The sequence below is a fragment of the Paludisphaera soli genome (assembly GCF_011064595.1).
Classification (GTDB): domain Bacteria; phylum Planctomycetota; class Planctomycetia; order Isosphaerales; family Isosphaeraceae; genus Paludisphaera; species Paludisphaera soli.
In genome coordinates, this window is record NZ_JAALJI010000004.1 from 71,862 (window position 1) to 96,456 (window position 24,595).

Annotated in this window: 23 protein-coding genes; 7 read left to right on the forward strand and 16 right to left on the reverse strand. The window is 71.1% G+C overall.

The window, feature by feature from the left end; all coding sequences use genetic code 11:
• Positions 1-25: 25 nt before the first annotated feature.
• Positions 26-604 (reverse strand): hypothetical protein, encoded by a 579-nt coding sequence (locus G6O68_RS07000; RefSeq protein ID WP_165246264.1) that lies wholly within the window; start codon positions 602-604, stop codon positions 26-28.
• A 249-nt stretch (positions 605-853) separates the two neighbouring features.
• Here G6O68_RS07000 and G6O68_RS07005 point away from each other — a divergent pair, with 249 nt between their 5' ends.
• Positions 854-3,037 carry an arylsulfatase gene (locus G6O68_RS07005; RefSeq protein ID WP_165246266.1) on the forward strand — a complete coding sequence of 728 codons (2,184 nt, stop codon included), beginning with the start codon at positions 854-856 and terminating at the stop codon, positions 3,035-3,037.
• Positions 3,038-3,091: 54 nt separating this feature from the next.
• On the opposite strand, the gene G6O68_RS07010 is transcribed toward G6O68_RS07005, so the two are convergent.
• Together G6O68_RS07010 and G6O68_RS07015 are read right to left on the reverse strand one after the other, a co-directional pair.
• Positions 3,092-4,966, reverse strand: coding sequence for a serine hydrolase domain-containing protein (locus tag G6O68_RS07010; RefSeq protein WP_240911087.1), 1,875 nt, complete (start codon positions 4,964-4,966; stop codon positions 3,092-3,094).
• Positions 4,967-5,032: 66 nt separating this feature from the next.
• Entirely contained in the window at positions 5,033-5,800 is a 768-nt protein-coding gene (locus tag G6O68_RS07015) for a VOC family protein (RefSeq protein WP_165246268.1), read from the reverse strand.
• 114 nt (positions 5,801-5,914) lie between these two features.
• On the opposite strand from G6O68_RS07015, the gene G6O68_RS07020 reads away from it, so the two are divergent.
• The 3 genes from G6O68_RS07020 (at position 5,915) to G6O68_RS07030 (ending at position 8,140) form a co-directional block, all read left to right on the forward strand.
• Positions 5,915-6,901, forward strand: a complete 987-nt coding sequence (locus tag G6O68_RS07020; protein WP_165246270.1) for a hypothetical protein — start codon at positions 5,915-5,917, stop codon at positions 6,899-6,901.
• A 201-nt stretch (positions 6,902-7,102) separates the two neighbouring features.
• Complete coding sequence (locus tag G6O68_RS07025) at positions 7,103-7,633, forward strand: PEP-CTERM sorting domain-containing protein (RefSeq protein WP_165246272.1); 531 nt, start codon at positions 7,103-7,105, stop codon at positions 7,631-7,633.
• A gap of 66 nt (positions 7,634-7,699) precedes the next feature.
• Positions 7,700-8,140 (forward strand): hypothetical protein, encoded by a 441-nt coding sequence (locus G6O68_RS07030; protein WP_165246274.1) that lies wholly within the window; start codon positions 7,700-7,702, stop codon positions 8,138-8,140.
• Between the two features lie 19 nt (positions 8,141-8,159).
• On the opposite strand, the gene G6O68_RS07035 is transcribed toward G6O68_RS07030, so the two are convergent.
• The 3 genes from G6O68_RS07035 to G6O68_RS33195 are packed head-to-tail and all read right to left on the reverse strand — an operon-like array spanning position 8,160 to position 9,610.
• On the reverse strand, positions 8,160-8,405 hold the full coding sequence (locus G6O68_RS07035; protein WP_165246276.1) for a hypothetical protein: 246 nt from the start codon (positions 8,403-8,405) through the stop codon (positions 8,160-8,162).
• A gap of 39 nt (positions 8,406-8,444) precedes the next feature.
• Positions 8,445-8,888, reverse strand: coding sequence for a S8 family serine peptidase (locus G6O68_RS33190; RefSeq protein ID WP_165246278.1), 444 nt, complete (start codon positions 8,886-8,888; stop codon positions 8,445-8,447).
• Positions 8,885-9,610, reverse strand: a complete 726-nt coding sequence (locus tag G6O68_RS33195) for a S8 family serine peptidase (protein ID WP_165246280.1) — start codon at positions 9,608-9,610, stop codon at positions 8,885-8,887. Before G6O68_RS33195 ends, G6O68_RS33190 begins: the two co-directional genes overlap by 4 nt.
• Before the next feature lie 198 nt (positions 9,611-9,808).
• Here G6O68_RS33195 and G6O68_RS07050 point away from each other — a divergent pair, with 198 nt between their 5' ends.
• On the forward strand, positions 9,809-10,819 hold the full coding sequence (locus G6O68_RS07050) for a zinc-binding dehydrogenase (RefSeq protein WP_165246282.1): 1,011 nt from the start codon (positions 9,809-9,811) through the stop codon (positions 10,817-10,819).
• A 43-nt stretch (positions 10,820-10,862) separates the two neighbouring features.
• On the opposite strand, the gene G6O68_RS07055 is transcribed toward G6O68_RS07050, so the two are convergent.
• The 8 genes from G6O68_RS07055 to G6O68_RS07090 all read right to left on the reverse strand — a co-directional run bounded on the left by G6O68_RS07055 (position 10,863) and on the right by G6O68_RS07090 (position 18,305).
• Positions 10,863-11,471 (reverse strand): type II secretion system protein GspG, encoded by a 609-nt coding sequence (locus G6O68_RS07055; RefSeq protein ID WP_206108038.1) that lies wholly within the window; start codon positions 11,469-11,471, stop codon positions 10,863-10,865.
• A 189-nt stretch (positions 11,472-11,660) separates the two neighbouring features.
• Positions 11,661-12,113: a hypothetical protein gene (locus tag G6O68_RS07060; RefSeq protein ID WP_165246284.1), complete on the reverse strand. Its 453-nt coding sequence runs from the start codon at positions 12,111-12,113 to the stop codon at positions 11,661-11,663.
• A gap of 52 nt (positions 12,114-12,165) precedes the next feature.
• Entirely contained in the window at positions 12,166-12,591 is a 426-nt protein-coding gene (locus G6O68_RS07065; protein ID WP_165246286.1) for a hypothetical protein, read from the reverse strand.
• Positions 12,592-12,698: 107 nt separating this feature from the next.
• Positions 12,699-13,139 (reverse strand): hypothetical protein, encoded by a 441-nt coding sequence (locus tag G6O68_RS07070; protein WP_165246288.1) that lies wholly within the window; start codon positions 13,137-13,139, stop codon positions 12,699-12,701.
• 307 nt (positions 13,140-13,446) lie between these two features.
• Positions 13,447-14,391, reverse strand: a complete 945-nt coding sequence (locus G6O68_RS07075; protein WP_165246290.1) for a hypothetical protein — start codon at positions 14,389-14,391, stop codon at positions 13,447-13,449.
• A gap of 24 nt (positions 14,392-14,415) precedes the next feature.
• Positions 14,416-15,318, reverse strand: coding sequence for an NAD(+)/NADH kinase (locus G6O68_RS07080; RefSeq protein WP_165246292.1), 903 nt, complete (start codon positions 15,316-15,318; stop codon positions 14,416-14,418).
• Positions 15,319-15,369: 51 nt separating this feature from the next.
• Entirely contained in the window at positions 15,370-17,388 is a 2,019-nt protein-coding gene (gene dxs, locus G6O68_RS07085; RefSeq protein WP_165246294.1) for a 1-deoxy-D-xylulose-5-phosphate synthase, read from the reverse strand.
• Positions 17,388-18,305: a polyprenyl synthetase family protein gene (locus tag G6O68_RS07090; RefSeq protein ID WP_240911088.1), complete on the reverse strand. Its 918-nt coding sequence runs from the start codon at positions 18,303-18,305 to the stop codon at positions 17,388-17,390. Before G6O68_RS07090 ends, dxs begins: the two co-directional genes overlap by 1 nt.
• A 317-nt stretch (positions 18,306-18,622) precedes the next feature.
• Between G6O68_RS07090 and miaE the strand changes: the two genes are divergently transcribed.
• Both miaE and G6O68_RS07100 read left to right on the forward strand, forming a co-directional pair.
• Positions 18,623-19,246 carry a tRNA isopentenyl-2-thiomethyl-A-37 hydroxylase MiaE gene (miaE, locus tag G6O68_RS07095; protein WP_165246297.1) on the forward strand — a complete coding sequence of 208 codons (624 nt, stop codon included), beginning with the start codon at positions 18,623-18,625 and terminating at the stop codon, positions 19,244-19,246.
• 31 nt (positions 19,247-19,277) lie between these two features.
• On the forward strand, positions 19,278-19,796 hold the full coding sequence (locus G6O68_RS07100; RefSeq protein WP_165246298.1) for a hypothetical protein: 519 nt from the start codon (positions 19,278-19,280) through the stop codon (positions 19,794-19,796).
• Between the two features lie 731 nt (positions 19,797-20,527).
• Here the strand turns inward: G6O68_RS07100 and xseB are convergent.
• Positions 20,528-20,983 (reverse strand): exodeoxyribonuclease VII small subunit, encoded by a 456-nt coding sequence (gene xseB / locus G6O68_RS07105; RefSeq protein WP_165246299.1) that lies wholly within the window; start codon positions 20,981-20,983, stop codon positions 20,528-20,530.
• 107 nt (positions 20,984-21,090) lie between these two features.
• Entirely contained in the window at positions 21,091-24,534 is a 3,444-nt protein-coding gene (locus G6O68_RS07110) for an Ig-like domain-containing protein (RefSeq protein ID WP_165246300.1), read from the reverse strand.
• Positions 24,535-24,595: the final 61 nt, after the last annotated feature.

Genomic DNA, 24,595 nt, shown 5'->3' on the forward strand with positions numbered 1-24,595 from the left:
CGGGCCGCCGGGCCTCGGCCTTCGATCAAGGATAGACGATGACCCTGGGATGCCACGACTCGCCCGGCTTGCCCTCGACGTAGACCCAGCCGGCGTCGGTGCGGCGGTAGGTCTCTTCCAGGTAGCCGACCTTGGGGTGGCCATGCTCCAGCGAGCTGAGGGAAGGGCTGATCGTGATCCGGGCGATCGCGCCTGCGGGCGTCTCGCGGACCTCCTGGACGATCCCATTCCAGCCCTGGAGGCGGAGGTCGGGGAATTCCTTCAGCCATTCGAAGCGGGCGAGGCGTTCGGGCGGGACCGGGGCCTGGCGCGTCAGCTCCTCGGCCGCGCGATCGCGCGCCGGATCGGGATGATCGGGGTCCCCGCTGAGCCGCACGCCGAGGTCGGCGAAGTGCTGGCGGCGGTGCTCTTCGTTCAACCAGGCGGCGAACTGCTCGGGAGGGACCCCCCGGCCCTTGCCGGCCGGCCTGGGGGGCGGGGCCTGGCGTGGCTCGGGCTTCGGGCTGACGGACTTCGCCGGGTGGGGCAATGCCGCCGCGCCGCCGCCGACCGCCAGGGCCACAAGGCCGCACATCCAGAACCGCGAGGCGAGGGCGTTCGACATGGTTCGGTTCCCGGGGCGCGCGACGCACTGGATGTTCGGACAGGTGCACCCAGTCCTACGGGATTGGTTCCGTCGAGTCAAGCGAGGGGATGAGGCCTCGTCGGCCGGGCACCCTCCGGTCGGTATCGAAACCATGATGAATCCGATAGGCTCGATCGAGGATCGGCCGGCCTCGCCAGGGCGCGCCTCGGGGCCGATGCGGAGGGTTGATCAGGCGTGCGTGCGGGACGGTTCGCGGGAGGAGACGGGATGCCGAGCATTCGCGGGGCGCTGGTGGGCCTGTTGGGGCTGGTCGGGGTCGGGACGGCGGCCGTCGCCGAGGAGCCGGGAAAGAGGCCCAACATCGTGCTCATCATGAGCGACGACATGGGGTTCTCGGACCTGGGCTGCTACGGCGGCGAGCTGACGACGCCGAACCTCGACGCCCTGGCGGCGGGGGGCGTGCGGTTCACGCAGTTCTACAACACGGCGCGGTGCTGCCCCACGCGGGCCTCGCTGCTGACGGGGCTGTATCCCCACCAGGCGGGGGTCGGCCACATGATGAACGACCGGGGCCACGACGGCTATCGCGGCGTGCTGAATCGAAACTCGGCCACCATCGCCGAGATCCTCAAGCCGGCCGGCTACCGGACCTACATGACCGGCAAGTGGCATCTCTCGCGGTTCACCGGCCCCAACGGCGACCGCGCCACCTGGCCCCTGGGCCGGGGGTTCGAGAAGTATTACGGCACGATCATCGGCGCGGGGAGCTACTTCGACCCGGGCAACCTCTGCCGTCAGGAGACCCTCATCACCCCCGAAAACGATTCGGAATATAAGCCCGAGTCGTATTACTACACCGACGCGCTGTCGGACAATGCGGTCAAATATCTCCGCGAGCATGAGACGGAATCGCCCGAGAAGCCGTTCTTCCTGTACGTCGCCTACACGGCCGCCCACTGGCCGATGCACGCCCCGGAGGAGGACGTGGCGAAGTACAAGGGGAAGTACGACGCCGGCTACGCGCCCGTCCGCGAGGGTCGCCTGAAGCGCATGAAGGCGATGGGCCTGGTCCCTGAAGACGCCGAGATGACGCCCGCCTCGGACGACTGGGACGACGTCGAGGACAAGGCCCGCGAGGCCCGCTGCCAGGAAGTGTACGCGGCGATGGTCGAGAAGATGGACGCCGGCATCGGCCGGATCGTCGCGCAGTTGAAGGAGTCGGGCGAGCTGGAGAACACACTCGTCCTGTTCCTCCAGGACAACGGCGCCTGCGCCGAGGAGACCGGCCGGACCCAGCCCCAGCCGCCGGCCGGCGACCTGAAGCCGCTAGGCCCGGACGACCTGCAGCCCCGGGGCGGGCCGCCGATGCAGACCCGCGACGGCCGCCCCGTCCGCACCGGGCCGGGAGTCATGCCGGGGCCGGCCGACACCTTCGTCGCCTACGGCCGCGGCTGGGCGAACGTCAGCAACACCCCGTTCCGCGAGTACAAGCACTGGACCCACGAAGGGGGGATCTCCACTCCCTTGATCGCCCACTGGCCCTCGGGCGTGAAGGCCGAGCGCCGCGGGAAACTGGAGCCCCAGCCCGGCCACCTGATCGACGTGATGGCGACGTGCGTCGACCTTGCGGGTGCGACGTATCCCGCCGAGATCGACGGCCGCGCCATCAAGCCTCGCGAGGGGGTGAGCCTCCGCCCGGCGTTCCAGGGCGAGCCCCTGAACCGGACCTCGCCGATCTTCTGGGAGCACGAGGGCAACCGCGCCGTGCGCGAGGGGGACTGGAAGCTCGTGGCCAAGGCGAACCGGCCCTGGGAGCTTTACCACATCGCCGAGGACCGCTCCGAGCTGCACGACCTGGCCGCCGAGCACCCCGACCGCGCGCAGGCCATGGCCTCGGCCTGGGACGCCTACGCCGCGCGGGCGAACGTCCTGCCGCTGGGCGCCTGGCGGGGCGATCGGGCCCAGGACGCGCCGGCCCGCGAGCGGCGGTTCGAGCTGAAGGCCGACGCCGACCTCCGGGGCGGATCGGCCCCGTCGATCGAGGGCAAGTCGATCGCCGTCGTCGCGAAGGTCGTCGTCCCGGAGAAGAAGCGCGACGGCGTGATCGTCGCCCACGGCGGGACGGCCGCCGGCTACACGCTCTTCATCGAGGACGGCCGCCCGTGGTTCCTCGTCCGCACCGGGACCGGCCGCGCCAACGCGTCGCGGATCTCCGGGCCCGAGCTGGCGCCCGGCCCCCACAGCCTCACCGCGGCGATCGACGCGGCCGGCAAGCTGACCCTGGAAGTCGACGGCCGGGCCGCCGAGCCCGTCCCGGGCCGACTGATCGGCCGCCAGCCCGTCGACGGCCTCCAGGTCGGCCGCGACGCCGCCGGCACCGTCGGCCCCTACGCCTCGCCGAACGCCTTCGCGGGGACCATCGAGTCCGTGGTCGTCGAGATCGGCGAGTGACCACGCGACGCGGGTCCCGCCTCGAGTCCGGTGGAGCGATCCCCGGGCTCGGGGTCATCCGCGGACGCGGTCGCGGTTCTCTTCCGTCATCGGGGTCTTGAGGGTCTCGACCTCCCCCTCGTCGTCCTCCAGGCCCAGGATCACGTCCCACCGGGGTTCGTGGCCCATCTTCGACAGGACTTCCACAAGGTCCTCGGCCAACCGCTTGCGGGCCACGTCTCCGAACTCCCGCCGCGCGAAATCCAGGATGCGGCCGATCGGGATTCCGTCGATCGAGGCGAGCCGGCGCCAACGGCCTTGCACCTGGACGATCGGGCGGCCCGCCTCCCAGCGGACGCCCGTGTACGGGGCGACCCTGGCGTAGCCGCGCTTCGTGACCAGCTTTCGGGATTCGGGGGCGTACACCTGGACGAGCGCCTTGAGGATCTCTCTCGCCATGTCGTCGACGCTGATGGCCGTGTTGGAGAGCACGAAGACGCCGAACCGACGGTCCGCCGTGAATCCGAGATACGTCCGGAACCCGCCGGTCCCGCCGTTGTGCCAGACGACCTCCTGTGAGAGGGAGGGCTCATACGAGCGGAACCAGTTCATCCCCACGGACCTATCCTTGCTCTCCCGGAAAAGCTCCTGGTGCGACCGCCGGATGGCCGCGTCGATCGGAGTCGGGACGAGGCCCATGTTCGCCTTGAGGAACGTCATCATGTCGCGGCCCGTCGATCGGACGGCCCCCGCGCCGGCGAGATGGTTGGGGAGCCGCCAGGAGTCGGACCCGAGCGCCAGGCTCGCGGGGCCCAGCGTGAGGGCCGACCGGTATTTCGCGGCCGTGCGTCCTCGCGTCGGCTCGTCGTCGACCGTCGTCGTGTCGGCCATCCCGAGCGGCCCGCAGATCCCGCTTCTGACGAGCCTCTCGTAGTCCGATCCGGCCTGCTTCGCCAGCACGAATCCCAGGAGGCCGACGGCGAAATTCGAGTAGGCCAGCTCAACCCCCGGCTCGCGATCCAGCTCGACCGTCGCCAGCGCCTCGCGGAACTGCTCCTCGCTGTAATCCCGATAGGGATCGCCGCCGAACAGCAATTCGAACACGCCCGAGACGCTCATTAGGTTCCCGGGGAGTCGCGGGAGCCCCGACGTGTGGGTCGTGCAATGCCGCAGCGTGATCGCCCGCGCGGGCCCCGGCAGCGACCAGCCTTCCGGCAGCAGGTCCGCGACGCGGTCGTCGAGCTTCGAGGTCCCGTCCTCGATCCGACGAGCCAGGAGGATCCCCGTGAAGACCTTGGAGAGGGAGCCGACCTCGAACACCGTGTCGGCGTCGGGAGCCTCCGGGCTCCCCACCCGGCGGGCGCCGAACCCCTGGAGCATCGCCTCGCCGTCGGCGACGGCGCCCACGACGAGCCCGACGCGTCCCCCCTCCTCGAACGCCCGCCCCACGCGCTCGGTCACGATCTCGACGAGGCGGCCGTCCCCGTCCCTCGGCCGGGGAGTCGTCGTCGCCAGGCCGACGTGGATGCCCGAGAAGGAGGCGATGGCGATCCCCAGGCCGAGCAGCAGGGCAGGGCCCAGCCACCGGACCGCCGTCCGTCCCCGCGTCCTGGCGATCGGCTCGGCCGGTCGCCCGGCTACGGCGGCCCGTCCGCCGCGACGGAACGTCGAGAGGAACCCCCAGCCGCCGCCCAGCGCGGCGAGGAGGCCGAACGCCGCCGAGAACCAGGAGGTGCGGACGTCGACCGAGCGAAGGACGACGACGCCCGCGACGAACCAGAAGAAGCAATCGATGCGGGCGTTCCGGAGCGCGACGCGGCGATCCGCCTCGTCGGCCCCCGCAGCGTCGGCCCCGCGCCCGATGCTCAGCGGTGGGAGCAATCCGCTCGCTCCCCGCACCATGCAGTACAGCCCGAAGCCGGCCACGTAGAAGGGGAGCAGTTTCTCCATGAGGGGCCCTCTCTCGGCCTAGGGGACCAGGCGGGCCGACGCCCGACGACGGGACGCCGCAGGGGCTCAGTTCGCGTACCGGATCGCGTGGAAGAAGACGCCTTGGGGCGACTTGAGGGCGCAGATTCGGCCGACGCCGGGGACGTCGGTGGGCGGCAGGCAGACCGAGCCGCCGAGTTCGACGGCCTTCGCGGCGGCCGCGTCCGGGTCGTCGACGAGGAAGTAGACGGTCCAGAACGGGGGGACGTCGCCCATCTCGGGCTTGATCGTCAGCATCCCAGCGACCTCGGACCCGTCGAGCTTGAAGACGGTGTAGTCGGTCCCCGGCGTCGAGGCCGGCTCGGGCGTCCAGCCGAAGAGGTCGGCGTAGAACTTCCGCGAGCCTTCGGGGTCGCGGGTCAGGCATTCGAACCAGGTGGGCGCTCCGGGCAGATCCGGGTCGAGGTCCGTGCCGGGCATGCCCTTGGGCTGCCAGACGTCGAGCGCCGCGCCGTCGGGGCCGGTCAACTCGGCCATCCGCCCCTGGGGGCCGATGTCGAACGCCGGCTTCGCCCCGCCGCCGAGTTCCCGGGCCCGCGCGCCGATCGCGTCGGCGTCGTCGACCTTCACCATCAACCCGATGCCGGGCGGCGTCCCCGGCGGCGTGTTCGGGCCGTCCAGGTCGAACAGCCCGCCGACCGACCGGCCGCCGACCTGGATGAACCAGCCCATGCCGGGGATCGCGCCGTACGTCCAGCCCAGCAGCTCGCCGAAGAACGCGCGGGCGGCGTCCGGGTCGGGCGTCAGCATGTTGATCCAGCAGAACTCGCCCGGCTTGCGCGCGGCGTGGGCCATGGATTCGACCTCCCTCTTGATCGTTCGTTCAGGAACGGCCGGGTATCATGTCGGGGGTCGGATCATGGGTCAAGGGAGACCGATGGGCCGGGGCCGATCGTCGGAGAATCCGCCATGGAAACGACCTATCGCCGACCACCCGTGAACTTGTATCTGGGGATCGGCAGCGTGATCTTCTCCCTGTTCTTCGGCCTCGTCATGCTGATCTTCCTGCCCGAAGGGGCGAACCGCGCCGCCCGGTTAGCGTTGAGCATGTTCCTGGCGCTCATGTTCCTGGGAGCCTCGGCCTGGATCGTGCTGGACTACCGTCGGGCCTCGCTGACGTTTCGAGGGTCGCGGATGATCGTGCAGGGCGTCGCGCGGCGGGTGGAGATCGACCTGGCCGACGTGGTGGAGGCCCGATGGAGGTCCGAGCCGACCGGCGGGGGCCTCGTCCTCCGCGACGGCGCGAACCGACTCGCGCTGGGGTTCGGCGCGTACGAACTGGCTCGCGACGAACGCGAGGCCGTCGTGGCGAGGCTCCGCGAGGCGATCCGGCCCGAAGTCCAGGAGGGCTGGAACCTCTTCGCCTACAAGACGCGGTTCGGCGAGACGACCCCGCGCCCTGGAGACGTCCTGGCGACCCGGGCGGACTGGACGCGGATCTTCATCCCGGCGCTCCTCGCTTCGGCCCTGCTCGCGGCCGTCGGCTGGTGGTGGACGCGGCATCCCTCCCTCTTCGGCGTCGTCCCGATCGTCGCCGCGCTTTGGCTGCTCTTCCGCGCGGTGACGCCGGTCGATGGGGTTTTGGCCCGGGATCTCTCCCGTCGCTCGGACCCGGATTTCGCCCTCTACCTCGCCTTCCTCGCGGCCTGGCTGGCGATCGCGGTCGTCGGCATCGCGGCGTTCTCGCGATTCGGCCGGTGGCTTCCGCATTCGACGATCTGTGGGGCGGCCGGGCTCGTCGCGTGGTTCGCGGGGCTCTTCCTCGCCTCCCATCGGCAGGAGCGTCGCGAGGCCCGTCGCGTTCACGAGGCGGCCGAACTCGCGGCGGCGGTGCGAAGCCAGTCCGAAGGTCCATCGAGCCGGACGGCTCATACTCCGCCGGCCCCGGCCTCGTGACGCGACGCGCGCCGATTCCAACCGAGCGGGCCGTGGATCAACGTCCCGATCCCTGGGGATCACCGCGGCGTCGCAAGCGTGAAACCATGGGTTAGAATCCTAAGGAATTCGGCTAAAAGCGTCTCCATCGGGAGGCCGATCGGCCGCTCGCCAGTCCGGCGGGCGGGGTCGGGCCGCCGATCGACGAGGGAGACCCTGCGGATGCACAAGGTTCTCGGAAAGCTCGGCCTCTTCGCCCTGGTCGCGGGCCTCGTCCTTGCGGCCGCGCCGGCCCGGGCGGGGAGCGTGACGTTCAACATCGACGGCGGCGACACCCTCAGCCTGACGCCGTACGTCACCTATGATTCGGTCTTGATCTCCGGATTCGGCTCGTACGACGGCCTCTTCGACGTGACCGGCGGGAGGATCCAGCTCACCAACCCGTTCCTGGGCGAGTTGACCTTCAGCGCGACGGGGCCGCTGCCGTTCTCCATCGTCGGGACGATCGTCGACCTGACGTTGACCGGGCTCACGACGGGATACGGCGAGATCGCCTTCGCCAACCCGCCGTTCGCGAGCCGGTTCGGGTCGTTCACGTATGACATCGACTACAACTGGCGGCTGCGGCCCGACGGCGGGACGTTCACGCTGACGAGCGTCGCGGTCCCCGAGCCCTCGGCCCTGGCGATGGGCGCCACCGGCCTCGCCGGCCTGTTCGCCGTCCGCCGCCGGCTCGCCCGGCGCGTCGCCTGATCGGCCGGCCGAAGCCCGCGGCGGGATCGGTGTTCCTTTCCGCGGGGCTCCGGTTATGATGCCGGCATGGCGAATCCAAACTCCCCGACCACGCTCGAACGGCTCCTGGATGCGATCGTCGACCAGCTCTCGCCCGAAGGGGCGAGGGCGGTGGCGGACCTCTACGCCCCCGACGACGTCAAGGCCCGGATCGACGCCCTGGTCGAGAAGATCATGCAAGGCGGCCTCGAGCCCGCCGAGCAGGACGAATACGACGGCCTCATGCAGATCGTCCACACGATCTCCATGATCCAGGACCGGCTCGAAGCGAGGGGCTCCGGCCCCCGGCCGGCGGTCGAAGCGGAAGCCTCGCCCCCCCCTCCGGCGACCTACATCGAGAGCATCGACCTCGGCGTCCCGTCCCGCATCCCCCGGCCCGGCGGAGGCCCGGCCCTGCCGCGCCTCGACGGCCTGGAGGCCATGCTCGACGACCTCGACGACAACATGCGGCCCGGCTGCGACGGCTGAGCCGCGCAGGTCGTCCGCGTCATTCAGGCCGATCGACGGGCCTCTCGCCCCCGGTCGGCTCGTCGCCCGATTCCGGCTCGGCCAGGAGCGTCAGGAACGGCTCCATCTCCTTCTGGAACTCCGCCATGCGCCCGATCAGGGCGGACAGGCTGTCGGCGATCCGGGCCATCTCGGCGGCCTCGTCGCCGATCGGCTCGCCGGGCGCTGCGGTCGCCCCGGACGGTTCCGCATCCTCGGCCTCCGGTCGCGCGGGCTCATCGTTCATCGGCGCCTTTCGGACGGGCGTGGGGGAATCGGGGGCGGCTCACGGCCGGAACAGCCTCATCATATCCAATCGGCCGCCGCCGATGACCCCCTCCATCCCCGGGGCGGCGACGGACGCCTCGCGCAGCCGCGCGATCACCTGCGACGGCGTCAACTCGGGCTCCTGGGACAGGAGCGTCGCCGCGACGGCCGCGACGATCGGGGCCGCGAAGCTCGTGCCCGGCCCCTTCTGCCGCTCGTAGCCGTCCCACGACGGGGCGACCACGTCCACGCAGGGGGCCGCGATCCCCACGCGCCGCCCGGTGTTCATATGAGGCGCCAGGCCGCCGTCGCGCCCCGTCCCGCCGACGATGAGGACGTTGGAGTGCCGGGAGAGGAACTCGGAGACCTTGGCATGGCCGAACATCTCGGCGGTGTCGATGTTCCGCCCCTGGTTCCCCGCCGCGTAGACGAAGAGGACGCCTGCTTCTTCGGCCTCCCTCAACGTGGCGCCGAAGTGCCTCTCGGGGGGTCGAGATTCACGGCGGTGCAGACGACGACCCGCGCGCCATGACGGATGGCGTAACGGATCGCCGCCGGGAGCGTCGTCGTCAGTGGGGTGGACGTCTCGCCTTCGGCTTCCGGGGTCCCGAAGACGCGCAGGTTCATGACCTGGATGTTCCGCCCGACGCCCGCCGTCCCGATGCCGTTGTCCGGCACGGCGGCCATCAGGCTTGCGAGCACGGTGCCGTGGTCCGCCTGGTCGGGGAACTTCCGGCTGCGGCGATCGGTCGGGCTGTTATCCGCGTAGGCGAAATCCCAGCCGTGCAGGTCGTCGACGTACCCGTCGCCGTCGTCGTCCTTGCCGTTGGGCGTCTCGCGTTCGTTCCGCCAGATGTTCGCCGCGAGGTCGGGATGCGCGTCGTTCACCCCGGCGTCCAGCAAGGCCACGACGACGGGCGGGGCCGGTCGGATGCGGCGCCAGGCCTCGATCGCGCCGAGGCTGCCGGGCTCGCCCCGCTCGTCGCCCGGGGAGAAGAGATACCACTGCTCGCCGAGCATCGGGTCGTTCGGCACGCGGGGGTCTCCCGGCGGGCCGGCGACGGTCGCCGGCGTGAAGGAGAGGGCGAGCAGGAGGACCCGGGCGGCTGTCCGGAGGTCCGCCCTCGCAAGGGCCGACCCCGGCCGGCCCTTGCGCGCGTCCGTGATGGTGGAGCACATCGCCATCTCCAGGGGCCTCCTGCGCGGGCGCCTCGCGGCCCTCGGCCGGCGTTCGGCTCTCCTCGCAGGCCCGGGAACCAGGAGCTCCAGGATACCGGCGCGGCGTCGATCTGCTACGCTGATTCCGTGGCGCCTCGTGGGATTCGGAGACGCCCGCCGCGGTTCGGCCGGGATCTCGTCGGGGACAACAGGAAGGATGTCGTCATGAAAGCGATCGTGCTGCGCGACCTGGGGGGCCCGGAACTGCTGAGGCTGGAGGACCAGGCCGACCCGACGCCCGGGCCGGGCGAGACGGTGATCCGGCTCAAGGCCGCGGCGCTGAACCATCGCGACGTCTGGATCCGCAAGGGGCAGTACGCCGGGATCAAGCTGCCGACCGTCCTCGGCTCCGACGGCGCGGGGGTCGTCGAGGCGGTGGGCGACGGGGTCGACGGCGCGCTCGTCGGCCGCGAGGTCGTCGCCAATCCGAGCCTGGACTGGGGGCCCGACGAGCGGTTCTTCGGGCCGAACTTCCGCATCCTGGGGATGCCCGACGCCGGAACCTACGCGCAGTTCGTGAAGGTCCCGGCGGCCAACGTGCACGCCAAGCCGCCCGGCCTGGGCTGGGGCGAGGCCGCCGCGATCCCGCTCGCGGGCCTGACCGCCTACCGCGCGCTCGTCTCGCGGGCGAAGGTTCAGGCGGGCGAGACGGTGTTCATCCCGGGCATCGGCGGCGGCGTCGCCACGTTCGTGCTGTTGTTCGCGAAGAAGCTCGGGGCGAAGGTGCTCGTGACGTCGGGGAGCCGCGACAAGCTCGAACGCGCCCGGGAGCTGGGCGCCGACGGCGGGGCGAATTACAAGGACGCCGGCTGGGTCGACGAGATCCGCAAGCTGAGCGGCGGCCAGGGTCCCGACGTGGTGATCGACTCGGTCGGAGGCGAGACCTACGCCGCGTGCGTCGACCTGCTGCGTCCCGGCGGCCGGATGGCGAGCTTCGGCGCGACGACCGGCCCGGTGCCGAACCTGCTCAGCCGCCAGGTCTACTGGAAGCAGCTCAACCTGCTGGGCACCACGATGGGCTCGCCGGCCGACTTCGAGGCCATGCTCGCCCTCTTCGCCGACGGCTCCCTCCGCCCCGTCGTCGACCGGGCCTTCCCCCTCGCCGACGCCGCCGCCGCCCACCGCCACATGGACGAGGCCGGCCAGTTCGGCAAGATCGTGCTGGAGATCCCCTGAAGCCGATCGCCGCGCCCGGACCATCCGCCTCGGCGGGGCTCGGTCACTCGGCCTCCCCTCGCAGCAGGACCTCGCGGCGCACGTCGTCGCTCGTCCCGCTGCGGCCGTCGGGCCCCATCGACCAGACCAGGATCCGATCCGAATTCGCCTCGGCGCGGTACTGGTAGGGCCGTCCCCAGGGGTCCGTCAGCCGATCCGATCCGAGGTAGGGCCCGGACCATCCCGCGACGCCCGGGTCGGAGACCAGCCCCGCAAGCCCTTGCGCCGGGGGCGGCGCGTCGCCGCAGTCTCGCGCGTAATCCCCACAGGCGACCGCGATCTCCGTCGCACCGTTGAGGGCCCAGACCGCGGGCGGGACGTACCACCGGGACCGCGCGACGGCCTCATGCCAGGCGATCAGGACGCCGGAAGCCACGCCCCAGAGCACCAGGAATGCTCCGAGGCCCGCGCGAGGCCGGATCGCCGTCTCGTCGAGGGCGCCCGAGCATCGGACGAGCACCAGCATCGCGTAGGCCATGACAAGCCCCACGACGACGTCCGCGCGTTGGATGAACCGGAGTTCCGCCTCCGAATCGATCCGGCTGGCGGCGAGGACGAGCAGCAGGCCGAACGCGAGCAGCAAGGTCGCGACGACCCCGCCGAAGAATCGCATGGCGGAACCTCCGAATCGGTGCGATGCGGCCCTCGTTACATCCGACGCTGTGTGGTAAGGGTTCTCCGAACCCGTGTCGCCCGGCGCGGGGGAGGCGGTGTGCCGACCCTGCGGGCCGTCTTCCCCGACCGGGCGAAGGACGTCGTCGGCTCTGAGTCCCGCCCGGCGACGGGATCGAGACGACTGGGGTCATCGCCGAACCCCTGGACGGCCCAGGGCGCGGCGCCCGAGGTCGAGCAGGAACAACCCCGCGCGGATCGTCAGGCCGAGGAAGAGCCCCATCCCCGCGCAGGCCAGGATGATGACGGCTGGGGAGTTCCCCCGTTTCGCGAGGTCGAACGGCATGGGAAATGTCGCGGCCGGCAGGATCGCGAGGACCTGACTCAGTCCGGTCAGGCCGCGCGTCGACCTGTGGAAGGCCAGTCCGCAAGCGACCTGGGCCGTCGCCGTCGTCAGGGCCAGCCCCGTCACGCTCCAACCGGACAACGACGCTCCACCCGGGCGGAGCAGGGCGACCGATCGATACACGATCGCGAACGCCGCCGTGCCCACAGCCCAGCCGAGGACGAGCGCCGTCAGCGAGGGCGCGGGAGCCTCCGATTGATCCGAGTCGTCTCGCGGAAGGCTCTCGGTGCGTTCCAAGAGAAGCACTCCCAGGTTGCGAGGGTGGGGACGAGATCGAGGCCGCGTCGCTTCAACCCTGGAGCGGCTGCGTACGGGATCGAAGGGGCTCGTGGATGACGCGGAGGATGACGCCCAGGATCAGGCCCATCGGGACGGCGACCACGATCAGCCGCTCAAGGAAATCCGCGCGCGAGACCGGGGGATGACCGACGAAGATCGGCATGATTCCGATCAGGATCGCCCGATCCGTCGTCAGGAGCGACCGGACGAAGGGCAAGGCGACCAGCCCGCAGACCGTGGCCGAGACCGCCGAGCTGAAAGCACTCCAGGCGACGTGCACGGCCAGGGTGTCTCCCGACGCCGCAGCCTCTGGCTCGCCGCCCCATCTCTGGAGTCCACCGAGGCCGCCGGCGATGAGGCCTCCGACGAACCAGGCGGCGAGGATCCCGCCGAGGATCCTGGACTTCGATCGTTCCCGGGTCGGCGTCAGAGACATCGGCGAGGTTCCATGTCGGACGGTCGGGCGCGCAAAGAGGCGTTCGCTTGCGACCGACCCGGCTCAGGCCGACTCGTGCCCCGAGGACGCCGATGCGGCGGAGAGGGCTAGCGCGACCGATAGCGTCGGATCTCGGCTGGATCGCCCGCGCGAGGGCCGAGATTCAGGACTATCCGCAGGAGGACGCCGAAAAACAACCCCATCGCGACCGCGAAGAAGAGCAACTCTCCCGGGAAGGACGCTCGCGAGAAGTCGCGGCCGACGACGGCGATCTGGGTGGGGAGGAGGGCCATCGCCCGCTCGGGGGTCAGCGGCCGGATGAAGACCGCGACGATCGACGCGGAGATCACCGTCGCGAGCGTCGCGCTGAAGATACGCCACGAGACGTGGACGGCCAGGGTGTCGCCCGTGGGCACGCGGCGGGGGAAGGCCGTCCATTCGATGAGCCCGCAGAGGGTGCCCCAGATTAGCCCGCAGGCGATCAGGCCGAGGATCGCCCGCGGCACCATCCGGGGGTCGCTTTTCCAGTCCGAGGGCGGCGGGGGCATGGGCGGGCCTCGGCGATCCATGGGGCTGCTCGATTGTTCGGATCGAGGTCGGCGTCGTCCGGATCTCGCGTTCCGGGACCATGCTCTATTCAACCCGCCTTGCGCGTCAGGGGTGCCGACGCGTCACCAGAAGGCCGGGCGAGCTGCGTGCGAGGGACGGGAAAAGCGCGCCGAACGAAGCCAATTTCGAGGGCCGTCCTCCGTGTTCAAGTTTTTGCCTTGCAGGATCTTGCGTCGATTGGGTTCGTTTGCGGGTCGCGCGGACGAACCCAATCTGCGGCTCGACCGATCGGCCGCGCCTCGGACTTCAGGCGCGTCCGGACGGGCCGGCCGGCCGCCAGGTGGGGCGATGGGGCCTGGCGGCTTTTCGGAGTTCCCAGGCCTGGGCGAAGACCTGCGCGGCTCGCGAAGAGAGGCCCGGGGTCGCGACGACGGGGAGGTAGAGGACGTTCTCCTCACGGCGGGCGAGCACCCGATCGGCCAGGACCGCGCGGAGGAGCCAGACGGCGTCTTCCTCGTCGGCGGCCTCGACGCCGAGCCAGCCGGCTTCGCGGGGCGGGAGGGGCGTCAGGCCGGCGTCGCGCAGGCCCTGCTCCAGCTCGCTCCGGGAGGCCTCGTAAGCGGCGGGGTCCGCGGCGGCCTCGGCGGGGCTCGCGGGCTCCCAGGTTTCGGCGGCGGCGAGGCCCTGCTGGGCGTCGGTGAGGTGGCCTTCCCAGTAGTGGACCGCCTTGGCCAGGGCCACGACGACGTTCTTGATCTCCTTCTCCGCCCGGAAGGCGGGCCCGGCCGGCAGTTGCAAAACCTTGTCCCTGCGGCGGGCGGAGACGTTCTCGGCGGTGACGGCGAACTGGAGCCAGGCGGCCTCGGCGACCGACTGGCAGGGGAGGCCCACCCAGCCCGGGGCGTAGCCTTCGACGACCGGGAACCCGGAGGTTAGGCCGATGGCGCGATCGATCTCGGCGACCACCTCGGCGTACTTCGCCGGATCGGCCGTCGCCTCGGCCTCGGAGACCGGCTCCAGCAGCTTGCCCCGGTGGGGCGGGCCGCCGGCCAGGGCCAGGTCGCAGAACGAGGTCCAGATCTCGCCCCAGGCCACCTTGCCGTCCGGCCCGTAGGCGAGCCCGGCCGAGCCCATCGAGGTCGGCGAGACGGATTCGTAGCAGTGCTGGTAGCGGGGCGAGAGGAGGGCGTTGACCTTGTCGTCGAGCGCCCTCAGCTCCGCCGCCACGTCCCGATGGGGCCTCGCGTTCATGGGTCCGGTCCTCTCGGTCGTCGGTCAGGTCCTGGGGCCGCGGTCGCCGGCGGGGTAGGCGCCCCAGCCGAGCTTGTTGCGGAGGGTGCGGTAGAAGCTGTGGCCGGGGAGGCGGACGATGGGGAAGGGCGGGTCGCCGCGGCGGACGATCACGCGGTCGCCCCCCTGGAGGGGGACCTGGATCTGGCCGTCGACGACGAGGATGGTGGCGATGCCCTCGCCGTGCACTTCCAGCTCGTAGGTCTTCTGGCCGCCGTCGACCAGCGGGCGCTGGGTGAGCGTGTGGGCGCAGATCGGGGTGACGACGAACATGTGGGCGGAAGGGGGCAGGATCGGGCCGCCGGCCGAGAGGCTGTGTGCGGTCGAGCCGACGGGCGTAGCCAGGATCAGGCCGTCGCCCCGGTAGGTCATCACGCTCTCGCCGTCGATCGACAGGCCGATCTCGACGATCCGGAAGTAGGGCGCGGCGCGGAGGACTGCGTCGTTGAGGGCGCGGAAGACCCGCGTCGGCCCCCGGGCCGATTCGACGGTCACCGACATGGTCATGAGGTTCTCGACCGTGTACCGCCGCGCGACGAGGTCGGGGAGGTGCTCGACGAAGGTCTCGACGGTGAGGTCGGCGAGGAAGCCGAGGCGGCCGGCGTTGACGCCCAGGATCGGGGTCGGCCGGTCGTCCATGCGTCGGACGGTGTGCAGCACCGTGCCGTCGCCGCCGACGACGATCGCGACGTCGGCCGGGCAGCAGGAGAGGTCGGAGTCGGCCGAGAGGTCGACGCCCGCGAGCGCGAAGTCGGGGACGGCCCGGACGGCGGCGGCCACGCGATCGACGTAGTCGTGCACCTCGTGGCGCGTGCCGTTGCCGAGGATCATGAGCCGGAGGGGGGGCCGGCTCGCCGGGGGCCCGGGTTCTTCGAGGGGCGTCGCCATGAGCGGAAGAGTCCCCGGGCCCCCGGCGGGTCGCGCCGGGGTCGTCTCAGGTCACTGCTGGGAGGGGGAGGCGGCGACGACGGTCGATCCGTTGGGGTGCGCCGCGGGGCCGACGGCCGAGTCCGGGCGGGCCGCGGCGGCGGCTTCCGGCTCGGGGCCCAGGTCGGTGAACTCCAGGCCGACGGCGCGGGCCAGCTCCAGGGCGGAGGCGGTGATGCCGTCGACGTCCAGGCCGACCTCGGCGAGCTGCTCGTCGCGCTCGGCGTGGAGGACGAAGCGGTCGGGGAGCCCCAGCCGGCGGACGTGCTGCGTCGGCAGCCCGGCGTCGTTGGCGGCCTCCAGCACGGCGGAGCCGAAGCCGCCGGGGAGGCAGCCCTCCTCGACGGTGAGGACGAACGCGGCCTCCTCGATCGCCTTGCCGATCGTGGTGCGGTCCAGGGGCTTGGCGAACCGGGCGTTGATGACGCCGACGTGCAGGCCGTAGCGGCGGTGGAGCCGGGCGGCGGCCTGGAGGCAGGTCCCCAGGATCGCCCCGCAGGCGACGATCATGCCGTCGCTCTCCCACTCGATGACCTCGGCCTGCCCCAGCTCGATCGGCTGGACCTCGCGCTCCACCGATTCGAGGTTGGCGCGGGGGTAGCGGATGGAGACCGGCGCGTCGTGGCCGAGGGCGAACTCCAGCATCGGGCCGACGTCGCGGCGGTCGCCGGGGGCCATGACGACCATGTTGGGGAAGGCCCGCATGTAGGCCAGGTCGTAGCTGCCGTGGTGCGTCGGCCCGTCGGCACCGACGAGCCCGGCGCGGTCGAGGCAGAAGACGACCGGGAGGCTCTGGAGCGAGACCTCCTGGAAGATCTGGTCGTAGGCGCGCTGGAGGAACGTGCTGTAGATGTCGACCACCGGCCGGGCGCCGGCCTTGGCCATGCCGCCGGCCAGGGCGACGGCGTGGCTCTCGCAGATGCCGACGTCGAAGAACTGCTTGGGGAAGGTCTCGCGGACCTTCTGGAGCTTGTTCCCCTCGCACATCGCGGCGGTGAGGACGGCCACGCGGGAGTCGCGTCGGCAGGCGTCGAACAGGGCGGCGCTGAAGGCGTCGGTGTAGGTCTCGCTGCTCGAGACCTTGATCGGGACGTAGCCCCCCTCGGACTTGCGGAACGGGGCGGGGGCGTGGAACTTCACCGGGTCCTTGACGGCCGGTTCGAAGCCGTGGCCCTTGTTGGTCAGGACGTGGAGCAGGATCGGCCCGCTCATCTCCTTGACCTTCTCCAGGTAGGTCCGCAGGCCCTTCAGGTCGTGGCCGTCGATCGGCCCGAGGTAGGTGAAGCCCAGCTCCTCGAACAGCATGCCGTGCTGGAGCGAGGCCTTGATGGCGTCCTTGAACTGCTGGAGCCAGCGCTCGGCGGTCTCACCCACGAGCGGGATGGTCGGCACGAGCGACTTCAGCCGCTTGTTCCAGTCGTGGTAGGTCTTGGACATCCGCGCCCGGTCCAGCGCGTTGGCGACGCCGCCGACGGGGGGGCAGATCGACATCTTGTTGTCGTTGAGGATCACCAGGAGCTTGCTCTGGGAGCCGCTCGCGTGGTTGAGCGCCTCGAAGACGATGCCCGAGGGGAAGGCGCCGTCGCCGATGACGGCGACCGAGTGGGCGTCGGTGCGGCCCATCAGCTCGTCGCCCAGCTTGAGGCCCAGGGCGGTCGACGGGGCGCAGCCGGCGTGGCCGGTCATGAACAGGTCGTAGGGGCTCTCGGCCGGGTTGGGGTAGCCCATCAGGCCCCCCTTGGTCCGGATCGTGTGCAGCTCGGCGGCTCGGCCGGTGATCAGCTTGTGGGGGTAGATCTGGTGGCCGGTGTCCCAGATCAGGCGGTCGGTCGCGAAGTCGAAGGTGAGGTGGAGCGCCAGGCAGAGCTCCACCACGCCCAGGTTGCTGGCGAAGTGCGCCGCGCGCCGCCCCACGACGCCGATCAGCTCGTGGCGCATCTCGTCGGCGAGCTGGTCGAGTTCCCTGTCGTTCAGCGCCTTGAGGTCCGCCGGGGAGCCGATCCGGGACAGGATCGTATCGGGGCTGAGCATCAACACTCCCTTTCCAATAGAGCCAGCGCCAGCTCGCGGAGCCGTCCGCCGCGCGCTTCCAACGGGACCAGGGCGGCGACCGCCTCCTGCGCGAGCTGCCGGGCCTTGGCCCGGCTCCCCTCGACCCCCAGGAACCGGGGGTACGTCCACTTGCCGTGGCCCGAATCCTTGCCGACCCGCTTGCCCAGCTTGGCCTCGTCTCCCTCGACGTCGAGCAGGTCGTCGACGATCTGGAAGGCCAGGCCCACCGCCTTGCCGTACCTCGCCAGGGCGTCGCGCCAGGCGTCGGGCGCCCGGGCGATGACGGCGCCCATCTCCAGCGGGGCCCGCAAAAGCGCCCCCGTCTTGCGGCGGTGGATCGCCTCCAGCTCGGCCGCCGAGCCGTCCTCGCCGTCGCCGGCGCGGGTCTCGGCCTCCAGGTCGGCCATCTGGCCGCCGACCATCCCCGAGGGCCCGGACGCCTCGGCCAGGATCCGCACGCACTCGGCGGCCGAGGCCGCCGGCTCGATCCCCCGGACGATCAGCTCGAAGGCCAGGGTCAGCAGGCCGTCGCCGGCCAGGATCGCCGTGGCCTCGTCGAAGGCCTTGTGGCAGGTCGGCCGGCCCCGACGCAGGTCGTCGTCGTCCATGGCCGGCAGGTCGTCGTGGATCAGCGAGTAGGTGTGCACCAGCTCCAGCGCCAGCGCCGCCGGCATCGCCTCGGGCCACGACGCGCCGCAGGCCTCGGCCGCCATCAGGCAGAGGACCGGCCGCAGCCGCTTGCCGCCCCCCAGCAGGCTGTAGCGCATCGCCGATGCCAGGCGCTCGGGGCAGCCCCCGAGGTCGTCCGGGGCCGGGCCGGGCAGGGCGGCCGCCAGGGCCGCCTCCACGCGGCGGCGATGCTGGCCGAGATAGTCGTCGAGCGTCGACGCGGTCAAGGTATCTGAACAGCTCGTCATGGAGATGAATGTTACACGGAGTGCCGGGGCGGACAAGTCTCTGGACGTCGCGTCGCCTCGCAAAGCGACCTCCCGGAGGGTTCCATCCTCCCAACTCCCCGCGCCCGCTGCTATTGTCGACATTACCCCCGCCCTTGTCTACATGGCTGCCCACGGAACTTTGCGGAGCAAAGCGATTCCGAGGGCCCGCCGACCCCGGGGACGGGGTTTCGGCGGTAGGATGGGAAAGATGTGGTGAGATCGCGGCCCGGCGGCGCGTGCACCCAACCTTGCGGAATCGGGAGACGGTCCGAGTCATGAGTCTCGTCGAGTCGGTCGAGGACCTGCCATTGCTCTCCCGGACGCCCGACGCCTGGGCCGAACGGGCCCTGCGCGAGCCGCTCGCGCTCCTGAACGATCACGCCTTCCTGGAGAAGAAGGCGGCGGCCAACGCGCTCGACCTTTTGAACCGCTGGCCCGAGCCCACGCCGCCGGACGTCTGGACGACGACACTGGCCTCGGTGGCCCACGACGAGGCCGCGCACCTCAACTCGGTGGTGCGGCTGCTCACGCGCCGCGGCGGCCGGCTGGAGCGGAACCACCGCAACACCTACGCCACCGCGCTGAGGGGGCTCGTGCGGACCGGCCGGGGGAACGAGGAGCTGGTCGACCGGCTCTTGATCTCGGCCCTGATCGAGGCCCGCTCCTGCGAGCGGTTCCTGGCCCTGGCCCGGTGCACGGCCGCTTCCGATCCCGAGCTGTCCCGGTTCTACGACCGACTGGGGGCGTCGGAGCTGGGGCACTATCGCGTCTTCCTGGTCCTCGCCGGCCACGTCCTGCCGGACGATGCGGTGCAGGCCCGCTGGCGCGAGCTGCTGGAGGCCGAGGCGAGGATCCTGGCCGAGCAGCCGCCGGGGCCGAGGATGCACAGCGGGGCGTGACGAGCCTGTGAGGCGGGCGGACGCGGGGGCGGTGATGCGCGAAGCGGTCGAGATCCATGATTCCCGGCTCGTCGGCGTGTCGCGAGTCGGTCGGGACCTGGTGCTGCACCTGGCGCCGGCCTATGTACACCGTTCGGAAGGGAGGCCCGGCGTCGATCCGGGGACCGGGTGGCTCGTCGACCTGGACCTGATGGTCCTGGAGGTCGTCGTCGAATCGCTCCCCTCGAATTATCCCGTCAACCTGGCGGACGGGGATTTCCGGGCCGGCGAGCGGCGATGGGACAACCTGATCCCCCTGCCGCTCGACGTCGCCGGTGCCGTCTCGCTCGACGCGATCGCGGCCGAGAGCGAGCCCCTCGTCGTCCGGGGCTCCGGGGCGCGGATCGTGGTTCGGCAGGTAGCAGAGGCCGAGTCCGTCCTTGGCGACGACATCGTTTACAAGAGTAGGAAATGCTGGCCGCGAGCCGCAGAGAGCCGAGGTCCATGGCGAATGGAAAGCCTTGGCTCCCTTCTGCGCCTGCACGCTCGTCGGAACCCGAGCGACGGCTAACACACCGGCAAGATAGGTTGAGGCAGGGAACCACGCTGGAGATCCGAAATCATGTTGCCCGCAACCACTCCCTATCGAATGCACTCTGTATTTCGATGTCGTCAAATCCTTCCGGACACCAAGAAGTTCCTTCGACAGCCCCTTCCAAAGATTTCCAGACCGCCTTCAGTCGATCACGTACTTGCTCCTCGTTGACCGCGAATGATTTTATGCGACTACTCCAGGTGGCGTAACAGCTGGCCTTGACTCTCGACGAATGCTGGCCTTGCCACCATCCGCGTCTTTTGGTGCGTTCGATGACCGTCCTCGCGAGGCAGTCAGCCGCAGCCTCTCGGAGTCGTCCCGAAGCTTCGGCCTCTCGGATCTGCATGCCGTAGATCTGCATTGGGGCAAATCCAGGCGTCAGCTTGACGATGAATTCATGGTACGACATGTTCTTATTCTGAGCCAGCATGTCCGTGATTGAATTGTAACCGGACGTTTTGACCACGTCGCGAAGTCGGGCCTCCCAATCACCCTGCCAAGGGCTCGCCACGCATAAAGTACACATGCTTCGTCCCCTGTGCCTTTCGCGTACCGAACGCGAGAACCAATCGGACGACCGCCGGCTGAAAGTCCAACCAGTGATTGAACCCTTCGCATTATGACTCTATTGATTCGAGTCATGAAGACCTCGCTTCACGAGGAATATCCGGGGCCGAGGATGCACGGCGGGGCGTGACGCGACCGGATCAGAACGGCGGGTCGAAGCGGTCGTATTCCGGCTCGGGCTCGGGCGCGACCTCGGGCTTGATCGGCTCGGGATCGGCGGCGGGCTCGGGGGCCGGGGCGGCGGCCTTGGGGACGCGCTTGCGGCGGGCGGGCTTGGGGGCGGGGACCTCGTCGGGTTCGACGTCGAGGGCGACGGACGCGACGATCGTCGCGGCGGCGGACTTGGCGAGGTCGAAGGTGGCGGTCGGGTCGAAGCCGGTCGTGATCGGCTCGCCGGCCTCGTCGAAGCCGGTCAGGACGGAGACGGACCGCTCGGCGCGTTCGAGGAGGCCGTAGCAGCGATTGAGCAGGGCCACCCCCTTCTGGTACTTCTCCAGGGCGGCGTCGAGCGCCGGCTCCCCGCGCTGGAGGGATTCGACGATCGCCTCCAGGTCGGCCAGGGCGGATTCGAAGCGGACTTCGGGTTCGTCGGGCATGGGCGTCGCCGCGTGGGTGGAACGAAAAAAAGGCGGAGGGGGCGGACTCGGGTCCACCCCCCACACCTTAGCGATTTCGCAGCGACGGGCCAAGCCGAGGGCCGGGCTCAGCGGGCCGGGCGCACGGGGCGGACCGGGGCGGGCCGGACCGGCCGGACCGGGCGCACGGGGGTCGGCCGCACGGGGCGGGTCGGCGTGGGCCGGGGCCGGCCGGGGCCGACGGTCGTCTGGGGCGAGTAGACGCGGTTGTGGATCGAGTCCAGCCGCGCGATGAAGTCGCCGCCGTTGACGTTGTTGCCCGACGGGAAGGCGCCGTAGAACTCGCCGTCGAGGGCGTTCCCGGCCAGGTCCTGCACGCCCGAGGGCGCGGCGGCCGAGCTGGACCGGGCGAGGATCTGGTACACCCCGCCCCGGATCGGCGTCCCGCCGTTGACGAGGATGGTCGTGAACTGCACGCCCGACGTGGTCCCCGGCGCGACGGCGATCGGCCCCACGAGCCAGCGGTTCGGCGGCCGGTAGCCGCGGACCGTGGTCGAGACGAACGCGAAGGCGTAGTTGGACAGGTCCTGCACGCTCGCGAGGTTTAGGCCCGCCCCGGCGTTCGCCGCCCCGCCGTAGTCCAGATAGTTCAGCTGGACCGAGCCCGACGAGGGGATAAAGGCCGCGCCGGTCACCCGGGGCCCGACGGTGTCGATCGTCAGGACCTGCGAGAGGACGTTGGTGACGAGGATCGACGGGTTGAAGCGGTCGGTGGCGTAGACCGTGACGGTGTAGGAGTCGTCGGGGAGGGCGACCCCCGAGGTCACGTTCCACGCGCCGGCCTCGTCGGCCTGGGTGGCGCCGAGGAGGATCGGGGCGCCGGTCGTGTTGGAGACGGCGACGACCGCCACCGTGCCGCCGGGGGCGTCGGCCAGGCCGGAGTAGGTCGGCTGGACGACGTTGGTGATCCCGTCGGTCCGCGAGGCGCCCGAATCGCTCGCGGGGTTGAGCTGGCCGACGACGCTGGCGAGCGCCGCGGGGAGGATCGAGGCGGTCGAGACGGCCACCGCCTGCGCGCCGGGGCCGGCCTGGGGCGTGGCCGGGGGCGCCACGGCCACGGGCGGCTTGGTGATCAGGACCGTGATCGGATAGTTCCCGGGCTGGGCGTAGACGTGGTCGCCGAAGACGTTGTAGACCACACCGCCGGCGGTCCCGGTGGCGGTGATCTGCGTGGCCGGGGTCGGGGCGGAGCCGTCCCCCCAGTAGATGAGGGCGGTGTAGGCCGAGGGGGGCAGGTTGGTCCCCGAGTCGGTGAACGAGGCGACCTGCACGCCGCCGGCGGACGCGGCGAGCGGCGAGGTCGCGCGGCCCGACAGGGGGAAGCCCTGGGCGGCCAGGGGCGCCGCGTAGACGACGGCCGTGGAGTCGATCGTGGTGGTCTCGGCGACGCCGCTGTTGACCGTGATCGGCACGCCGCCGACGACGGTCGTCCCGCTGGTGCCGCCCCCCTGGCGGGTGACGGTGACGGTCACGGGGTAGGTCGCCGCCGTCGCGTAGGTGTGGGTGCCCACCACCTCGTAGTTGCCCGTGGCCCCCGCGGGGATGATCACGCCCCCCGAGGGCGCCGTGCCGTCGCCCCAGTCGATCGAGGCGTAGTAGCCGACCCCGGCGACCGGCGCGGCGTCGGTGAAGCGGGCGACCGTCTGCTGCACGAACGGCCGGGCCTCGACCGCATAGGCCGTGACCGGGATCCCGACCGGCGCGCTGGTCGAGAGGTTGAGCGTGACCTGCTCGATGCTGGAATACTCGATCGTCGGCTCGCCCGCGCCGAAGCTGAGGATCCCCGGGGTCGAGAAGTTCGCCGTCGGCAGGGTGGAGTTGACGACCAGCGTATCGGTCCCGGGGCCGCCGGCGATGACGTAGTTCTCGGCCGTGGTGGGGCCGCCGAAGCCGGTGAAGGTGAACGTGTCGTTCACGGTGCCGCCGCGGACCTCGACGTCGGTCACGCCGGCGGAGTAGTCGACGAACGTCCCGATCGGCCCGCCGGTGACGCGCGTGGGGGAGATGACGAAGGCGTCGGCGACGTTCCGCGCCGAGTCGTCGAGCTTGAGGGTGGTCGCGCCCCCGGTGGCCCTCGCGAAGACGTCGCCGAGCAGGCCGACGAGGCTGCCGGCGTCGCTCAGGTCGATCAGGTTCGCGGCCCCCGCGCCGACGTCGATGGTCGTGGCCACGCCGGCGGCCGAGGCCAGCAGGACGACCGTGTCGTCGCCCGCGCCGGTGTTGATCGCGACCGAGGCCAGGCCGACGGCCGGGACGCCGAGGTCGACCGAAAGGACGTCGGCGTCGCCGCCGGTGTTGATCGTCACCGCGCCCTTGTTGGCGAAGTCGATCTGCTCGAAGGCGTTCGTCGTGCTTCGGATCCGCGTCGTCTGCACGCCGCCGACGAGCGGGCCGGGCTCGACCTCGATCGACTGCGCGCCGGTCGGGGCGGAGAACGTGAAGCCGGCGACGGCCACCGTGTCGATGATCGGGCTGAGGTTCGCGAAGTCGACGACGTTGGTGATCGTGGCCGAGCCGACCGTGCGGTTCGGGAAGGCGATCCGCCCGGCCCCGGGCGACGACGCGACGTAGGCCTGCTGCGTGAAGCTGCCGTTCTGGAGGATCAGCGTGTTCGAGCCCGCCGCGGCCGGCGAGAAGTCGACGCCCGGGCCGTAGGGGATCCCGCCGGCGTAGTCGATCGTCAGGGTGTTGCCGGCCGAGGTGCCGCCGATCGCGAAGCCGTCGATCGTGTTCTGGGGGAAGCTGTGGACCGGCCCCCCGGCCACCGCCGCCTGGATCACGCCGCCCGTGACCGAGAGGGTCGTCGAGAGCACGGTCGGGGTCGTGTAGAGGGTGTTGAGCTCCAGGTCGAGCGTGGCGCCCGAAGCGACGAGGTCCGGGAACGACGAGGCGTAGATCGGCTTGACCGTGTTGACGCTGATCAGGCCCGCGCCCGCCGCCGAGCTGAGGAAGGTCTCGCGGCCGAGGGCGCCGGTGGCGAAGGTCCCGTCGACGCCGCCGACGGCGTAATAGACCGTGTCGCCGTCGGACCCGCCGCTGACGGCGTTGTTCAGCGAGACGGCCGCCGCGATCGACTGCGTGGTGAAGAAGAACGAGTCGTTCCCGGCGCCCGTGCTGATGTCCACCGACGCCTCCGTCGACGCGACGCTGACCACGTCGTTGAACGCGCCGGCGTCGCCGACGACGGCGATCGAGGCGAACGACGAGGCCGGGCCGGTGGCGGTGTGGCCGTCGCCCGAGAGGGTCCAGGCGCCGGTTCCGCCCCCCAGCGTGATCGCCTGGGTGGGGTCGCGGAAGGTGTAGACGTCGGCCCCGTCCACCGAGATCGACAGGTTCATGGCGCCGCCGACGGCCTGGAACAGGAGCGTGCCGCCGCTGATGTCGAGCGAGGCGGCGAGCAGGCGGCGGCCCTCCAGCGCCTCGACCCCGAGGCGACGCCGAGTCGGCCTCGCGCGCAACGGGCGAGGGAGGCCGAACCGATCCCGAAACGACGCGAGCAAATCCCGTTGCATGAAACTCTCCGGAGCGGTCGGGCGTCCCTGCGCGTGGAATGGCCGCGCCCGGGCGAAAGCG

Coding starts and splice junctions, on each gene's coding strand:
- G6O68_RS07000 (WP_165246264.1), bottom strand. CDS start 604: ATGTCGAACGCCCTCGCCTCGCGGTTCTGGATGTGCGGCCTTGTGGCC.
- G6O68_RS07005 (WP_165246266.1), top strand. CDS start 854: ATGCCGAGCATTCGCGGGGCGCTGGTGGGCCTGTTGGGGCTGGTCGGG.
- G6O68_RS07010 (WP_240911087.1), bottom strand. CDS start 4,966: ATGGAGAAACTGCTCCCCTTCTACGTGGCCGGCTTCGGGCTGTACTGC.
- G6O68_RS07015 (WP_165246268.1), bottom strand. CDS start 5,800: ATGGCCCACGCCGCGCGCAAGCCGGGCGAGTTCTGCTGGATCAACATG.
- G6O68_RS07020 (WP_165246270.1), top strand. CDS start 5,915: ATGGAAACGACCTATCGCCGACCACCCGTGAACTTGTATCTGGGGATC.
- G6O68_RS07025 (WP_165246272.1), top strand. CDS start 7,103: ATGCACAAGGTTCTCGGAAAGCTCGGCCTCTTCGCCCTGGTCGCGGGC.
- G6O68_RS07030 (WP_165246274.1), top strand. CDS start 7,700: ATGGCGAATCCAAACTCCCCGACCACGCTCGAACGGCTCCTGGATGCG.
- G6O68_RS07035 (WP_165246276.1), bottom strand. CDS start 8,405: ATGAACGATGAGCCCGCGCGACCGGAGGCCGAGGATGCGGAACCGTCC.
- G6O68_RS33195 (WP_165246280.1), bottom strand. CDS start 9,610: ATGGCGATGTGCTCCACCATCACGGACGCGCGCAAGGGCCGGCCGGGG.
- G6O68_RS07050 (WP_165246282.1), top strand. CDS start 9,809: ATGAAAGCGATCGTGCTGCGCGACCTGGGGGGCCCGGAACTGCTGAGG.
- G6O68_RS07055 (WP_206108038.1), bottom strand. CDS start 11,471: ATGCGATTCTTCGGCGGGGTCGTCGCGACCTTGCTGCTCGCGTTCGGC.
- G6O68_RS07065 (WP_165246286.1), bottom strand. CDS start 12,591: ATGTCTCTGACGCCGACCCGGGAACGATCGAAGTCCAGGATCCTCGGC.
- G6O68_RS07070 (WP_165246288.1), bottom strand. CDS start 13,139: ATGCCCCCGCCGCCCTCGGACTGGAAAAGCGACCCCCGGATGGTGCCG.
- G6O68_RS07075 (WP_165246290.1), bottom strand. CDS start 14,391: ATGAACGCGAGGCCCCATCGGGACGTGGCGGCGGAGCTGAGGGCGCTC.
- G6O68_RS07080 (WP_165246292.1), bottom strand. CDS start 15,318: ATGGCGACGCCCCTCGAAGAACCCGGGCCCCCGGCGAGCCGGCCCCCC.
- dxs (WP_165246294.1), bottom strand. CDS start 17,388: ATGCTCAGCCCCGATACGATCCTGTCCCGGATCGGCTCCCCGGCGGAC.
- miaE (WP_165246297.1), top strand. CDS start 18,623: ATGAGTCTCGTCGAGTCGGTCGAGGACCTGCCATTGCTCTCCCGGACG.
- xseB (WP_165246299.1), bottom strand. CDS start 20,983: ATGCCCGACGAACCCGAAGTCCGCTTCGAATCCGCCCTGGCCGACCTG.
- G6O68_RS07110 (WP_165246300.1), bottom strand. CDS start 24,534: ATGCAACGGGATTTGCTCGCGTCGTTTCGGGATCGGTTCGGCCTCCCT.